The sequence below is a fragment of the Nocardiopsis nanhaiensis genome, assembly GCF_054778635.1.
In genome coordinates this window covers 1-13,875 of sequence record NZ_BAAGZJ010000130.1, presented here as the reverse complement: position 1 = coordinate 13,875, position 13,875 = coordinate 1, and the positions used below count along the sequence as shown (strand labels likewise).

9 protein-coding genes and 2 pseudogenes are annotated in these 13,875 nt (G+C 71.2%); 5 read left to right on the top strand and 6 right to left on the bottom strand.

The features are described from left to right. Positions 1-344 precede the first annotated feature (344 nt). The 4 genes from ACYVD1_RS33395 to ACYVD1_RS33380 form a co-directional block, all read right to left on the bottom strand. Positions 345-1,511, bottom strand: coding sequence for an NAD-dependent formate dehydrogenase (locus ACYVD1_RS33395; protein ID WP_460778480.1), 1,167 nt, complete (start codon positions 1,509-1,511; stop codon positions 345-347). A gap of 154 nt (positions 1,512-1,665) precedes the next feature. Continuing rightward, on the bottom strand, positions 1,666-2,655 hold the full coding sequence (locus tag ACYVD1_RS33390; RefSeq protein ID WP_460778479.1) for a LysR family transcriptional regulator: 990 nt from the start codon (positions 2,653-2,655) through the stop codon (positions 1,666-1,668). A 4-nt stretch (positions 2,656-2,659) separates the two neighbouring features. Continuing rightward, a complete protein-coding gene (locus ACYVD1_RS33385) occupies positions 2,660-3,346 on the bottom strand; it encodes a GntR family transcriptional regulator (RefSeq protein ID WP_460778478.1) in 687 nt (228 codons plus the stop codon). Positions 3,347-3,417: 71 nt separating this feature from the next. Then, positions 3,418-4,635 carry a molybdopterin molybdotransferase MoeA gene (locus ACYVD1_RS33380; RefSeq protein WP_460778477.1) on the bottom strand — a complete coding sequence of 406 codons (1,218 nt, stop codon included), beginning with the start codon at positions 4,633-4,635 and terminating at the stop codon, positions 3,418-3,420. 79 nt (positions 4,636-4,714) lie between these two features. Here ACYVD1_RS33380 and ACYVD1_RS33375 point away from each other — a divergent pair, with 79 nt between their 5' ends. The 5 genes from ACYVD1_RS33375 (at position 4,715) to fdhD (ending at position 11,980) form a co-directional block, all read left to right on the top strand. After that, the gene (locus tag ACYVD1_RS33375; RefSeq protein ID WP_460778476.1) at positions 4,715-5,737 is read left to right on the top strand and encodes a 2-dehydropantoate 2-reductase; all 1,023 of its coding nucleotides are present in this window, start codon (positions 4,715-4,717) and stop codon (positions 5,735-5,737) included. Positions 5,738-5,893: 156 nt separating this feature from the next. After that, the gene (locus ACYVD1_RS33370) at positions 5,894-7,843 is read left to right on the top strand and encodes a molybdopterin oxidoreductase family protein (RefSeq protein ID WP_460778474.1); all 1,950 of its coding nucleotides are present in this window, start codon (positions 5,894-5,896) and stop codon (positions 7,841-7,843) included. A gap of 321 nt (positions 7,844-8,164) precedes the next feature. Beyond that, complete coding sequence (locus tag ACYVD1_RS33365; RefSeq protein WP_460778473.1) at positions 8,165-10,156, top strand: NAD(P)H-dependent oxidoreductase subunit E; 1,992 nt, start codon at positions 8,165-8,167, stop codon at positions 10,154-10,156. Next, the gene (locus ACYVD1_RS33360; protein WP_460778472.1) at positions 10,153-11,094 is read left to right on the top strand and encodes a 2Fe-2S iron-sulfur cluster-binding protein; all 942 of its coding nucleotides are present in this window, start codon (positions 10,153-10,155) and stop codon (positions 11,092-11,094) included. The genes ACYVD1_RS33365 and ACYVD1_RS33360 overlap by 4 nt, the downstream gene beginning before the upstream one ends. Before the next feature lie 4 nt (positions 11,095-11,098). Beyond that, positions 11,099-11,980: a formate dehydrogenase accessory sulfurtransferase FdhD gene (gene fdhD, locus ACYVD1_RS33355; protein WP_460778471.1), complete on the top strand. Its 882-nt coding sequence runs from the start codon at positions 11,099-11,101 to the stop codon at positions 11,978-11,980. Between the two features lie 142 nt (positions 11,981-12,122). On the opposite strand, the pseudogene ACYVD1_RS33350 reads toward fdhD, so the two are convergent. Together ACYVD1_RS33350 and ACYVD1_RS33345 are read right to left on the bottom strand one after the other, a co-directional pair. Next, a pseudogene (locus ACYVD1_RS33350) lies at positions 12,123-13,669 on the bottom strand (aldehyde dehydrogenase family protein). After that, positions 13,666-13,875: pseudogene (locus ACYVD1_RS33345) on the bottom strand (succinate--CoA ligase subunit alpha); the annotation flags it as partial. The pseudogenes ACYVD1_RS33350 and ACYVD1_RS33345, both read right to left, overlap by 4 nt.

Below are 13,875 nucleotides of genomic sequence, written 5' to 3'. Positions count from 1 at the left end.
GGACAGTGGTGGTGGGGCCGTCGGCTGCGCATCTCCGACTGGTGCTTCGCCGTCCTCACCCTCCCCTTCAACGGGATCATGATGGTGGCCGGGGCCAGTAACCGTGTCAGCCTGCTGTCCACGTTCTCCCCGTCGACGAGTCGGGGGTTCCCATCCGCCTTGCGCCCCTCAGGGGCCTCGCCAACGAACAGACCGGCGGGAACCGCGTCCCGCCGGTCTTTCCCGTTCCCGGGTCCAGCGCACCTGCCGGACGTTGCGGATGAAGCCGGGGTCCAGCCCCCGCCCCGGACCCGGATTCCGCCGAAGCCGGCGGACCCCGCCTGAGCGGGGCGGGCCGTGAGAGGTCAGCTCTTGGTGTTGGTGGAGTACGAGTGCGCCCCGGTACCGGCCAGTTTGCCGCCGTCGACGATGAGGTACTCGTCACGGATGGCCGAACCGGCGAACCACGACTCCAGGATCTCCCTGGTCCCAGCCGCGTAGCGGGTCTGGGCGGACAGCGAGGAACCGGAGATGTGCGGGGTCATGCCGTGGTGGGGCATGGCGCGCCACGGGTGGTCGGAAGGTGCGGGTTGGGGGAACCACACGTCCCCGGCGTACCCGGCGAGCTGGCCGCTCTCCAGGGCGCGGACGATGGCGTCCCGGTCGCAGATACGGGCGCGGGCGGTGTTGATCAGGTAGGCGCCGCGTTTCATGGTGGCGAGGAGGCGGTCGTCGAACAGCCCCTCGGTCTCGGGGTGGAGCGGCGCGTTGACGGTCACGACGTCGCAGACGGGCACCATCTCCTCCGCGCTGGCGTGGAAGGTGAGGTTCAGTTCCTCCTCGACCTCGCGGGGCAGGCGGTGCCGGTCGGTGTAGTGCAGGTGCACGTCGAAGGGGGCCAGCCTGCGCAGGACCGCCAGGCCGATGCGGCCGGAGGCCACCGTGCCCACGTGCATGCCCTCCAGGTCGTAGGAGCGCTCCACGGAGTCGGCGATGTTCCACCCGCCGTCGAGCACCCACTGGTTGGCTGGCAGGTAGTTGCGGACCAGGGACAGGATCATCATGACCACGTGTTCGGCCACGCTGATGCTGTTGCAGTAGGTGACCTCGGCGACGGTGACGCCGCGCTCGATGGCGGCGTCCAGGTCCACGTGGTCGGAGCCGATGCCCGCGGTGACGGCCAGTTTGAGCTTGGGCGCGCGGGCGATGCGCTCGGCGGTGAGGTAGGCGGGCCAGAAGGGCTGTGAGATGACGACGTCGGCGTCGGGCAGCTCCCTTTCGAAGACCGAGTCGGGGCCGTCCTTGTCCGAGGTGACGACCAGGGTGTGCCCCTGGCTCTCGAGGAACCTGCGGAGTCCGAGTTCGCCGGAGACGCTGCCGAGCAGTTCTCCGGGGGTGAAGTCGATGTCGCTCGGAGCGGGCAGGGTCTGGCCGTCGGGGTACTTGTCGATGCGGGGCAGCCCGTCGCGGGCGTAGGTGTCTGGTTGGCCGCCGACGGGATCTGCATACAGTACACAGAGAATCTTCGCCATGGTGTCCTCCGCTGTGGCGTTGCCGGGTGGATACACCTCCAGGCTCACCCGCCGCTGACCGGCGGTCAAAGCGAAAGTACCTATGCGGTGATAGCCGCCGCCTATGCGCACGTGCTTCTGCGCCCCGCTCAGGCGCCCCGCTTTCGCACCCCGCTCAGGCGCCCGCGGTGCCGGCGCGCCTTGCCAGGTGCCGCTGGAGCAGGCGCTCCAGGTCACCGCGCACGTCCAGCCGCCGAACGACCTCCAGCAGCGCGCCCGCCAGCAGCGAACCGGGGTCGCGGTCCGCCACGACCAGGCCGACCCTCGGGTACCTGCCGGGATCCGTCATCCGCACGAGGCACATGCCCTCAGGCACCCCGAACATGTTCAGCCAGGCGTGGGAGACCACGCTCGACCACTGCCGCGTGGCCACGTGCGCGTAGAGCGCCGCGACCGTGTCGGTCTCGATCGCCGGGACCGCGGCGGCGCCCGCCTCGGCGAAGAAGCCGTCGAGGATGCGCCGGTTGCGCATGTCCGGGGTGAGCATGCACAGCGGCAGTTCGGCGGCCTCGGCCCAGCGCACCGTGCCGCGGTCGGCGAACCTGCCGTGCAGCGGGGTGAGGAGCAGGTAGCGCTCCTCGTACAGCGGTGTGATCCGCACGTCGCCCACCTCGCCGTCGTCGACGTAGGTGACGGCAGCGTCGAGGTCGAACTCCCCGAGCCGACGGGAGATCTCCTGCGACGGAAGCGATTCGAGCGCCACCCCGGCGTCCGGGTGGCGCTCGCAGAAGGGGGTGGTGAGCAGTGGCGCCACGGGAAGGGCCGTCGGGATCGCCCCCACGCGCAGTACCCCGGACAGGCTGCCCGCCATGGAGGACAGGTCCTCGTGCAGGGCGTCGCACTCGGCGAGGATGCGGTGCGCCCACCACAGGACTCGCTCCCCCTCCTTCGTGAGCCCCTCGTAGCGGCGGCCCCGGTGCACGATGGACACGCCGAGGTCGCGCTCCAGCTTGCTGATCCCGGCCGAGAGCGAGGGCTGGGAGACATGGCAGGCGTCCGCCGCACGTGCGAAGTGCCCCTCTCGGGCGAGCGCGGACAGGTACTCCATCTGGCGCAGGAGTACCGAGGAGGCCCGGCTGCCCATACGCCCGTCCGTGGTGGTCACCCCGTCATAGCTCCTCTTCTCCGCCCGCGTACTCGTTGTAGGTCAGCCGGGTCCGTTCGGTGTGTTCGTTCATCAGCGCGGTGGCCGCGTCGACGTCGCGCGACTCGATGGCCCAGAGGAGCTCCTCGTGCTCGTCCCACGAGGCGGAGCCTCGGATACGGGCGACCGGGGTGTAGTACCAGCGCACCCGGCGGTCGACCTGGGCGGCCAGTTCGGTGAGCACATTGTTGCCGGAGGCGACGGTGATGGTGCGGTGGAACTCGGCGTTCAGCCGGACCACGGCCTCGGTGTCGCCCGTCTCGGTCGCCCCCCGGCCCGTGGTCACCAGCTCCTTGAGGTGGGCGATCTGCTCTTCCGTGGCGTTCTCCGCGGCGAGCCGGGCGGACTCGGTCTCCAGCATCGAGCGGACCACCAGCAGCTGGTCGGCCTCAGTCTCGGTGGGCGTGTGCACGAACGCCCCGTAGCCGGGGTGCAGGTCCACCCACCCCTCGTTGCTCAACCGTTGCATCGCTTCACGCACCGGTTGGCGGGAGACCCCGAGCTGCTCGGCGAGTTCGGTCTCCACCAGGTGCTGCCCCGGGGACAGCGCCCGGGTGGTGATGAGGTCGAGGATCGCCTCGTAGACGGCTTCACGTAGAGGCACGGGCCTCTGGATCCTGCCTGCGGCGGGTTTCAGCCCCTGCGTTGACATGGGACGGCTCCTGGTCTCTCAGATCTGGGGTTTTCTCAGAAGTGTAGACAGTGTACGAAATCCTTTCCGGATCACCCTGGCAGTTCCACCAACTCGACCCGGCCCCAGCCCTTGCGGGGCGGCACAACCGCGTACCCGTCGGCCACCCCGGCGGCCCGCAGATCGGCCGGTCCCCCGTGCGGCACGGGCGCGGCCAGGTCCCGGCTGACGCGGACCGGGACCAAGGTGGTCTCGTCCGCGCGCGCCCGGGGCGCCCCTACCAGGCGGACCCTGCGCCCGGTGTGCGCGGGGTCGGGGCGACCGGTGATCCCGCTCAGGAGCGGGACCAGCAGGGTGAGCGCGGCGACCAGCGCGGCGTTCGGGTTGCCGGGCAGACCGACGACGAAGGCACCGGAGGCCAGTGCCGCCAGCACTTGGGGATGGCCCGGCCGGCAGGCCACCCCGTCGATCCGGACCTGGGCGCCCGCGTCGTCGAGTGCCCCGCGCAGGTGGTCGGCCGGACCGGCCGAAGAAGCACCGCACACCACGATCACGTCGGCGGCCCGGCTCCCCTCCAGGGCGGCCAGCATCGCGGGGCGGTCGTCACCGATCAGGGTGGTTTCCTCCAGCACGCCCCCGGCCCAGGCCACCAGTCCGGGCAGCATGGGCCCGATCGCGTCCCGGACCGTTCCCGGGGCCGGGACCCCGCGCTGGGCGACCTCGTCCCCGGTGACCAGGGCGCGGACCACCGGGCGCACCACCGGGATCGAGTCCCGCCCCAGGCTGGCCGCCAGCCCCAGCAGAGCCGGGGTGACCGGGGACCCGCTCCGGGCGACCAGCGCGCCGGTCGGGGTGGTCTCGCCCCGGCGCCGGACGTGCCGACCCGGCTCGGCCTCGCCCCGCAGGCCACTGCCATCGACGGCGGCCTGTTCGTACGGGATCACGGAGTCCGTACCGAGAGGGACGACGGCCCCGGTGGCCACCTCCACCGCCTCACCCGCCCGCAGCCGGTCCACCGGCCCGGGATGCCCCGCGAGGGCGTGCCCCCGCAGCGCCCAGGGTCCGCGGCCGGAGACCGCGTATCCGTCCATCGCCGCGCTGTCGAGGGACGGCACGTCGATACCGGAAACGAGGTCCCCGCTGAGGGTGGCTCCGAGGGCCGCGGCCAGCGGCACTTCGTCGCCGGGCACCTCGGCGTCCCGTGCGAACGCGTGGGCCGCACTGCGCGCCAAGTGCCAGGGTTCGGGGGTGTAGGGGCGCGGCTCAGCGGGAAAGATCGGCGAAGTTCTCGAAAGGCTCCGGTCGGGCATCTCTTCTCACCTCTGGGGGGTGTGGCCGGGCACGAAAGAGAAGCATACTGTATACAGTATGGAGAAAGAAGGTGTACCTATGCGAATCGCAGTCCTGGGCGCCGGCGCGATCGGAGCCTACGTGGGCGCGGCACTCCACCGGGGAGGGGCCGACGTCCACCTGATCGCCCGCGGACCGCACCTGCGCGCCATGCGCGAGCACGGCGTGCAGGTCCTGAGCGACCGCGGTGACTTCACCGTGCGCCCGCACGTGACCGACGACCCCTCAGAAGTCGGGCCCGTCGACTTCATCTTCCTCGGACTCAAGGCCCAGCACTACGCGAGCAGCGCGGCCATGCTGCGGCCCATGCTCGGCCCCACCACAGCCGTGGTCGCCGCGCAGAACGGCATCCCCTGGTGGTACTTCCACGGGATGGACGGCCCCCACGAGGGCCGCAGGATCGAAAGCGTCGACCCCGGGGGCGCCGTCAGCCGGGCCATCCCGGTCGAGCGCGCCATAGGCTGCGTCGTCTACGCCGCCACCGAACTCGAAGGCCCGGGCGTCGTGCGCCACATGGAGGGCACCCGCTTCTCGATCGGCGAGCCGGACGGCTCGGACTCCCAGCGCTGCCGGGACTTCCAGGCCGCCATGACCGCCGGCGGCCTCAAGTGCCCGGTCGAGGCGGACCTGCGCGAGGACATCTGGGTCAAGCTCATGGGCAACATCGTCTTCAATCCCCTGAGCGCCCTGACCCGGTCGACGATGGCGCAGATCTGCCACAACCGCTCCACCCGCGGCCTGGCTCGCACCATGATGGCCGAGACCCTGGACGTGGCCTCCCGGCTCGGCGTGCACACGGGGATCTCCATCGACCGCCGCCTGGCCGGGGCCGAGCGGGCCGGGGACCACCGGACCTCAACCCTCCACGACCTGGAGCGGAACCGTCCGATGGAACTGGAGGTCATCCTTTCCGCTGTGGTGGAACTGGCCGACCTGACCGGGGCGGACGTGCCCGCCCTGCGCGCGGTCGACTCGGTGGCCTCACTCCTCAACGCCCGCATGCTCGACCTGCCCGCAGTGGGGGCGCCAGCTCCGGCCCCCGCCAAGGCCACCAGCGGCTGAGGCCGCACCCCAGCTATTGACGGAAACACGGCGGCAACAAATACTGTATTCAATATTCATGCAAGCGTCGCCTCCCGTCGCCCCACCGCAGTGCACACGCCGAGGCAGGAGATCCCTGACCCCGCTCCCGACCCCGGCACGACCTAGCGAGGCCCCATGCGCTCCAAGGCGTCAAGCACACCCATGACCCGACTCACCCAGCCCCTCGTCCGCGAGGACGGCGAGCTGCGGCCCGCCTCCTGGGAGGAGGCGCTGAGCCGAGCCGCCGCCGGCTTCCGCGACGGCGTGGACCGGCACGGGCCGAACTCCTTCGGCATGCTCTCGTGCGCCCGCGCCACCAACGAGATGAACTTCATGGCCCAGAAGTTCACGCGGGCGGTCATCGGCACCAACAACGTCGACTCCTGCAACCGCACCTGCCACGCGCCCAGCGTCGCCGGTCTGGCGGCGGCGTTCGGTTCCGGAGGAGGCACCTCCTCGTACGCCGAGATCGAGGACACCGACCTGATCGTGGTGTGGGGCGGCAACCCCCGCTTCGCACACCCGATCTTCTTCCAGCACGTGCTCAAGGGGGTCCGCAACGGCGCCAAGCTGTTCGTGATCGACCCCCGGCGCACCTCCACCGCCGAGTGGGCCGACCGCTGGCTCGGCCTGAACGTGGGCACGGACATCCCGCTCGCCCACGCCGTCGGCCGGGAGATCCTGCACTCCGGGCTGGCCAACGAGACCTTCCTCAGGCGCGCCACCAGCGGCCTCGAGGAGTACCGCGAGCTGGTCGAGCCCTGGACCCTCTCCGCCGCCGAAGCCGAGACCGGCGTCCCCGCCGAAGCGATCCGCGAACTCGCGCACTCCTATGCGCTCGCCGACCGCGCCCAGCTGTGCTGGACCCTCGGTATCACCGAGCACCACAACGCCACCGACAACGTCCGCTCGCTGATCAACCTCTCGCTGCTCACCGGGCACGTGGGTCGCCACGGCGCCGGGCTGAACCCGCTGCGCGGGCAGAACAACGTGCAGGGCGGCGGCGACATGGGTGCGATCCCGGACCGCCTGGCCGGTTTCCAGAACATCCTGGACGACGAGATCCGCGCGCCCTTCGAGCAGGCCTGGGGCCGCTCCATCCAAAGCAGCAAGGGCAAGAACCTCACGCAGATGTTCGAGGCCATGGAGGACAGCGAGCTCAAGACGCTCTACGTGATCGGTGAGAACCCCGTCCAGTCCGAGCCCGAGACGCACAAGACCACCAGTCGGCTACGCAACCTCGACCACCTGGTCGTGCAGGACATCTTCCTCACCCGGACCGCAGAACTGGCCGACGTGGTGTTCCCGGCCAGCGCGTCCTGGTGCGAGTCCGACGGGACCTTCACCAACAGCGAGCGCCGCGTGCAGCTCGTCCGCAAGGCCCTGGACCCGCCGAAGGGGGCACGCGACGACATCGACATCCTGTGCGACATGGCCTCCCGCCTCGGCACCGACTGGGGCAGGCCGTCGGCGGAGGAGATCTGGGACGAACTGCGGTCGCTGTCCCCCATCCACCGCGGCATGAGCTACGCGCACCTGGCCGAACGCCAGGGCATCCAGTGGCCCTGTTACTCCGAGGACGCCGTCGAGCCCAGCTTCCTGCACGCGCGGCTGTGGTCGGAGGATCCAAAGGAGCGCGGCGAACCCGCGCCCTTCGGGATCGTGGGGCACTCGCCCCCGGTGGACCTCCTGGACGAGGAGTACCCCTTCCGGCTCACGACCGGGCGCCGACTGGACGACTACAACACAGGCGTGCAGACCTCGGGCTTCTCCTCGCCGATGCGCCGGGGCGAGCTGCTGGACCTCTCCCCGGAGGACGCCGACAAGCTCGGGATCCGCGACGGGGAGACGGTCCGGGTGTCGTCGCGCCGGGGGTCCGTGCTGGTTCCGGCCTCGGTCACCGATGCCATGCGGCCGGGACTGGTGTTCATGACCTTCCACTTCCCGGACCAGGTCGACACCCAGCTGCTGACCATCGACGCCACCGACCCCATCGCCGGAACCGCGGAGTACAAGGCGGCGGCGGTACACATCGAGCGTGTGGAAGAGGGTGCGGTCACCACCGAGGAACTGATGACGTCCTGACGGCCCGCAGACAGCCCGTGACTGACGACCCGTGACTGACGCCGGGCCGCCGACCGCTGACGCCCGGTCCGGCGGCGGCCCGGCAGCGGGTTCGGTCGGCGGTGGGTCGGGCCGTCTCCCCAGCCCCTGAGCGGAGACGGTCCGACCTGTCGCGCCTGGTCACGGTCGCGCTGCGGGTGACCGGGCACCACCGGAGCGGACTGATATCGCTTCGGGAGCGAGGGTTGTCAATCCGACACCTGGAGCTTACCGTTTTCTGCATACAGAATACTGTGATCTGCCTTACAGGCGAGACAACAGGCGATACGAGGTGATCGAAGCGTGGACCTGCTATTCCGGGACGAGCCACCCACCGAGGCCGAGCGTGCGGCGGTCGAGAGTGTGCTCGGCCCACCCGCGTCCGGCTGGGAAGGCGGGATCCGGCAGGACTCGGACCTGCGCTACGCCGAGGGCGGGCACAATGCCCGTGGCCGCCGCGACCTCCTGCTCCCCGCCCTGCACGCGGTCAACGACCGGATCGGCTGGATCAGCGAGGGGGCCCTCGACCACATCTGCCGCAGGCTGACCGTGCCCCCGGCCGAGGCCTACGCCGTCGCGACCTTCTACGCGCTGTTCGCCATGCACAGGCGTCCCCGGCGGGTCCTGCACCTGTGCACCGACATCGCCTGCGCGGCTTCCGGCTCGGGCAAACTGCGCGACCGGCTCGCCGAGCGGCTCGGGCCGGCCGGCGCGGAGGACGGTGCGGAGGACGGCGCCACCACGTGGCACGAGAGCCCCTGCCTCGGGGTGTGCGAGCGCGCACCCGCAGCGCTGGCCCTGGAGGCCGGGAACCAGCCCCGCTACGCGCTCGCCGCCCCCGCCGAAGCCGCCGACGTGGACGCGCTGGCCGAGGCCGCCGACCTGGGCCCGGAGGCCACGGGACCCAACGGAACACCCCTCCCGCGCCACGACACGACCTTCGCCACCGAACCGCTGGCCGGGCCCTCCCCCGAGCCACCGGTCCGGGAGGCGGTACCCGACGCGGGCGACCCCTCGCACGTCCTGCTCCGCCGGATCGGCAAGGTGGACCCGCTCAGCCTCGACGACTACCGCGCCGAGGGCGGGTACGCCGCACTGCGCGAAGCCCTGCGCCTGGGGCCGGCCGGGGTCATCCGCGAAGTGACCGACTCGGGCCTCCTCGGCAGGGGCGGCGCCGCCTTCCCCACCGGGCGCAAGTGGCAGGCCACCGCCTCCCAACTCGACACCCCGCACTACCTGATCTGCAACGCCGACGAGAGCGAGCCCGGCACCTTCAAGGACCGCGTACTCATGGAGGGCGACCCGTTCGCCTTGGTGGAGGCGATGACCATCGCCGGGTACGCGACCGGTGCCCAGCTCGGATACCTCTACATCCGGGGCGAGTACCCGAGGGCGCTCAACCACCTGGAGAACGCCATCGCCCAGGCCCGCGAACGCGGTTTCCTCGGCGAGGACATCCTCGGCTCCGGGCTCACCTTCGACATCGAGATCCGGCGCGGCGCCGGCGCCTACATCTGCGGCGAGGAGACCGCGATCTTCGGTTCCATCGAGGGCGAGCGGGGCGAACCCCGTGCCAAACCGCCCTTCCCCGTGGAGAAGGGCCTGTTCGGCAAGCCGACTGCCGTCAACAACGTCGAGACCCTGGTCAACGTCCTGCCGATCGTGCTGAACGGCGGCGCCGCCTACGCCCAGGTCGGCACTTCCGGCTCGGCCGGACCCAAGCTCTTCTGCCTCTCCGGCTCGGTGCGCAGGCCCGGGCTCTACGAGCTCCCCTTCGGGGCCACCCTCGGCGACCTCGTCAACGCGGCCGGAGGGGTACACGAGGGCCGCAGCATCCAGGCCGTCCTGCTCGGCGGCGCGGCCGGTTCCTTCGTGCGGGGCGACGAACTCGACATCCCGCTCACCTTCGAGGGGGCCCGGGAGGCGGGCACCACCCTCGGCTCCGGCGTGGTGCTGGTCCTGGACGAGACCTGCGACCTGCCCGCGACCCTGGCCAGGGTCGCCGCCTTCTTCCGCGACGAGTCGTGCGGCCAGTGCGTGCCGTGCCGAGTCGGCACCGTGCGCCAGGAGGAGGCACTCCAGCGGATCAGCCGGGGCGGCGACCCCACCAGCGATGTGGAACTGCTGCGCGAGGTCGGCTGGGCGATGCGCGACGCCTCGATCTGCGGCCTGGGCCAGACCGCGTGGAACGCCGTGGAGTCGGCCATCGACCGGCTCGGGCTCTTCCAGACCGACACCAGCGACGAAGGCGGCACCGGCGCCGCGACCCAGAACCTGACCAAGGAGGGCCGATGACCGCTCCCGTGTTCCTGTCCACACCCAAGCGCCTGATCGACGCGACCATCGACGGCCAGGAGGTCCGTGTCCCCGAGGGGTCGAGCATCCTCGAAGCATGCGAGGACCGCGGCACCGAGATCCCCACCCTCTGCTACGGCGACACCCTCACCCCGCGCAACGCCTGCCGGGTGTGCGTCGTCGAGGTCGAGGGGTCGCGCACGCTCCCGCCCGCCTGCTCCCGCAAGCTGGAGCCGGGGATGAGTGTGCAGACCGACTCCGAGCGCGTACGGCACAGCCGCAAGCTGGTTCTGGAACTGCTGGGCTCCTCGGTGGACCTGTCCACCACCCCCAAGGTGCCCGAGTGGAACGAGCGCTACGAGGCCGACCCCGACCGGTTCGGCCAGCGTGCCGAACCCGCCCGGCTCGGTGAACGCGACTCCCGCCGCGCGGGCGAGCACGAGGCCGGCGACGGCAGCGTGGCCGCCACGGTCGAACAGCCCGTCAAACGGGACAACGAGCTCTACGTGCGCGACTACTCCAAGTGCATCATGTGCTACAAGTGCGTGGACGCGTGCGGCGACCAGTGGCAGAACACCTTCGCCATCGGTGTGGCCGGGCGCGGCTTCGACACCCGGATCTCCACCGAGCACGACGCCCCGCTGCCCGACTCCGCCTGTGTGTACTGCGGCAACTGCGTGGAGGTGTGCCCGACCGGTGCGCTGTCGTTCGTCACGGAGTTCGACATGCGCGAGGCGGGCACGTGGGACGAGGAGAGCCAGACCGAGACGACGACGGTCTGTACCTACTGCGGGGTCGGTTGTAACGTGACCCTGCATGTGCAGGACAACGACATCGTCAAAGTCACCTCCCCGCACGACAACCCGATCACGCACGGCAACCTGTGCGTCAAGGGCAGATTCGGTTTCCAGCACGTCCAGAACCGCGGCGACGGGTGAGGCCATGGGACGGGTCACCGTAAGGGAGAGGATCCTGCGCCTCAGGGACGGCGTCGCGAGCGAGCGCGTCGACACCCTCGTCGCGGAGGAGCCCCTGGAGATCAGGGTGAACGGCGCCCCGCTCAGCGTCACGATGCGCACTCCCGGGCACGACTTCGATCTGGCCGCCGGTTTCCTGGCCGGCGAGGGGGTGGTGCGGAGCGCCGCGGACATCCGCGCCATCCGCTACTGCGCCGGGGCCACGGAGGACGGGGTCAACACCTACAACATCCTCGACGTCGACCTCGCACCGGAGGTCCCGCCCCCGGACGCCTCCCTCGAACGCAATTTCTACACGACATCGTCCTGCGGGCTGTGCGGCAAGGCCAGCCTGGACGCGGTACGGACCAAGGCCACGTGGTCCGTGGCCGAGGACGACGTCCGCATCACCGCCGAGACCCTGACGGAACTTCCGGACCGCTTACGCGAGGCACAGCGGGTGTTCGACCGGACCGGAGGCCTGCACGCGGCCGGACTCTTCACCGAAGGAGGTGAACTCGTCGCTTTGCGTGAGGACGTGGGTCGGCACAACGCCGTCGACAAGGTCGTCGGCTGGGCCGTGCGCGAGAACCGGTTGCCGCTGCGCGCCCTCGTGCTGATGGTGTCCGGCCGCGCGTCCTTCGAACTGGTGCAGAAGGCCTGGATGGCGGGCATCCCCGTGATGTCCGCGGTCTCCGCGCCCTCCTCGCTGGCCGTCGACCTCGCCCGCGAGGCGGGCAGTACCCTCGTCGGCTTTCTCCGCGGTGCATCCATGAACGTCTACGCCGGACGACAGAGAGTCCTCTTGGAGAAGGCGTTGATCCCGCCTTTGACGGCCCCAGGAGGGCTTGGACGCCCGGGACGGTAGACGCGGGCCCGCACCGGTGCGATCCAGCCCCCCGCACCGGGCGGGCCCGACAGCGTGAAGGCCCCGGAGGCGGATCACTCCGCCCCGGGGCCTCTTTTTCATGCCTCCCTCAACCGGCTGGGGTTCCTGCCCGCCCTCCGAGTCAGAAGCGCCCCTCTGGGTGCAGGGAGTGGTGGGGGAAGTTGCCGGGCAGCCGTTCGCCCGCCGGGCCGCGGGTCACCGCGTGCACCAGGAGCTCGCCGCCGACGAAGGCGCCCCGCCAGGACTCGCCCCAGCCGCCGAACAGCTCGTCCTTGTCACCGCGCGATCGGGGCCGGTTCACCCCGACCTTGAAGGCGCGGACACCGGCGGCGATCCGCTCGGCGGTATCGACGTCGTCGCACGAGAGGGTCGCGACCAGCGCCCCGTTGCTGGCGTTCATCTCCGCGAGCAGCTCGGCCTCGGTGTCCACCAGGACGATGGAGTCGACCGGGCCGAAGGGCTCGGCGTGGAAGAGCGGTGAGGGGCGCGGCGGCTCGAGGAGGGCCACCGGGGCCACGTAGGCGTCCGCGTTCTGGCCGGGGAGCAGCCGGGCGTCGTCGAGGGAGCCGCGGTGGATCGGCACCGCTCCTCCCGCGACCGCGGCGGCGACGCGCCCGGTGAGGTCCTTGGCCTTCGAGGCGTTGATGAGCGGGCCGAAGTCGAGTTCGGGCAGGTCGTCCCCGGGCGAGTCGACCGCCAGGGGGTGGCCGAACCGGACGGCGGAGACCGCGTCGAGGTAGGCCCTCAGGAACCCGTCGAAGTGGGAGCGCTGGACCACGAAGCGGGGGTAGGCGGTACAGCGCTGCTTGGCGTAGTCGAAGGTCTTGCGGATCTGGCCGGTCAGGGTGTCCCAGTCCGAGTACTCCCACACGCCCCAGCAGTTGAGGCCCTCCTGTTCGAGGATGTGGGGGCGCTCCAGGTCGGCCAGGTCGGCCGCGACCCGGCCGCCCGAGTCGCGGCCGCCGACGAAGGAGACGCACCCGATCCCCGGGCCGCGCACCAGGACCGGGGACAGTTCGCGGCCGCCCCCGCTCAGCAGGGTGAAGGGCAGGCCCTCGCGCACGGCCAGGGCGGTGGCCAGGGTGAGGCAGACGAGTCCGCCGTCGGTGGGGGTCTTGGCGACGACAGCGTTGCCCGCCAGCGCCTGGACGCACATCGCGTGCGCGAGGACGCTCATGGGGTAGTTCCAGCTGGCGATGTTGCTGACCGGCTCCGGCAGGGCTTCCCTGCCCTCGAGCATGCGGTCGATCTCCGCGGAGTACCACTCCACTCCGGAGACGGCCCGGTCGACGTCCTGGCAGGCGAGCCGCCACGGCTTACCGATCTCCCAGACGAGAGCGAGGGCGAGGGTGTCCCGGTGCTCCCGCCAGGCGCGGACGGTGGCGTCCACCCGGCGCTTGCGTTCGACGAGGGGGGTCGTGCTCCAGGAGCGGTGCTGGCGCCCGGCCTCGGCGACGGCGGTGGCCGCGGTCCCGCGGTCGAGCAGGGGCGGTGCGGAGCAGGCGGCACCGTCGACGGGGTTGAACGCGACCTGCGGTCCCCGTCGCCGTGCCACTCGCCTCCCCAGTGGTTGTGCACCCGGTGGGCGCCGAAGGCCTCCGGTGCGATCTCGCGGCAGCGGGCGTACACGGACGCCCACTCGGTCCCCGGCTTGAGCGTGAGTGTCATCGGCTGGTCGGCACCGCCCCGGCCTGGGAGGGGGTGCCCGCCTCCTCTCCGGTGCCGTTCGCGGTTCCGGGCACGAGGACGCGGGCGAGCTGGGCGGTCTCGGTCGGGGTCTTGCCGACCTTGACACCCACAGCCTCCAGAGCCTCCTTCTTGGCCGCGGCCGTACCCGAGGAACCCGACACGATGGCACCCGCGTGACCCATCGT

Coding starts and splice junctions, on each gene's coding strand:
- fdhD (WP_460778471.1), top strand. CDS start 11,099: ATGGGACGGGTCACCGTAAGGGAGAGGATCCTGCGCCTCAGGGACGGC.
- ACYVD1_RS33385 (WP_460778478.1), bottom strand. CDS start 3,346: ATGTCAACGCAGGGGCTGAAACCCGCCGCAGGCAGGATCCAGAGGCCC.
- ACYVD1_RS33370 (WP_460778474.1), top strand. CDS start 5,894: ATGCGCTCCAAGGCGTCAAGCACACCCATGACCCGACTCACCCAGCCC.
- ACYVD1_RS33360 (WP_460778472.1), top strand. CDS start 10,153: ATGACCGCTCCCGTGTTCCTGTCCACACCCAAGCGCCTGATCGACGCG.
- ACYVD1_RS33380 (WP_460778477.1), bottom strand. CDS start 4,635: ATGCCCGACCGGAGCCTTTCGAGAACTTCGCCGATCTTTCCCGCTGAG.
- ACYVD1_RS33375 (WP_460778476.1), top strand. CDS start 4,715: ATGCGAATCGCAGTCCTGGGCGCCGGCGCGATCGGAGCCTACGTGGGC.
- ACYVD1_RS33395 (WP_460778480.1), bottom strand. CDS start 1,511: ATGGCGAAGATTCTCTGTGTACTGTATGCAGATCCCGTCGGCGGCCAA.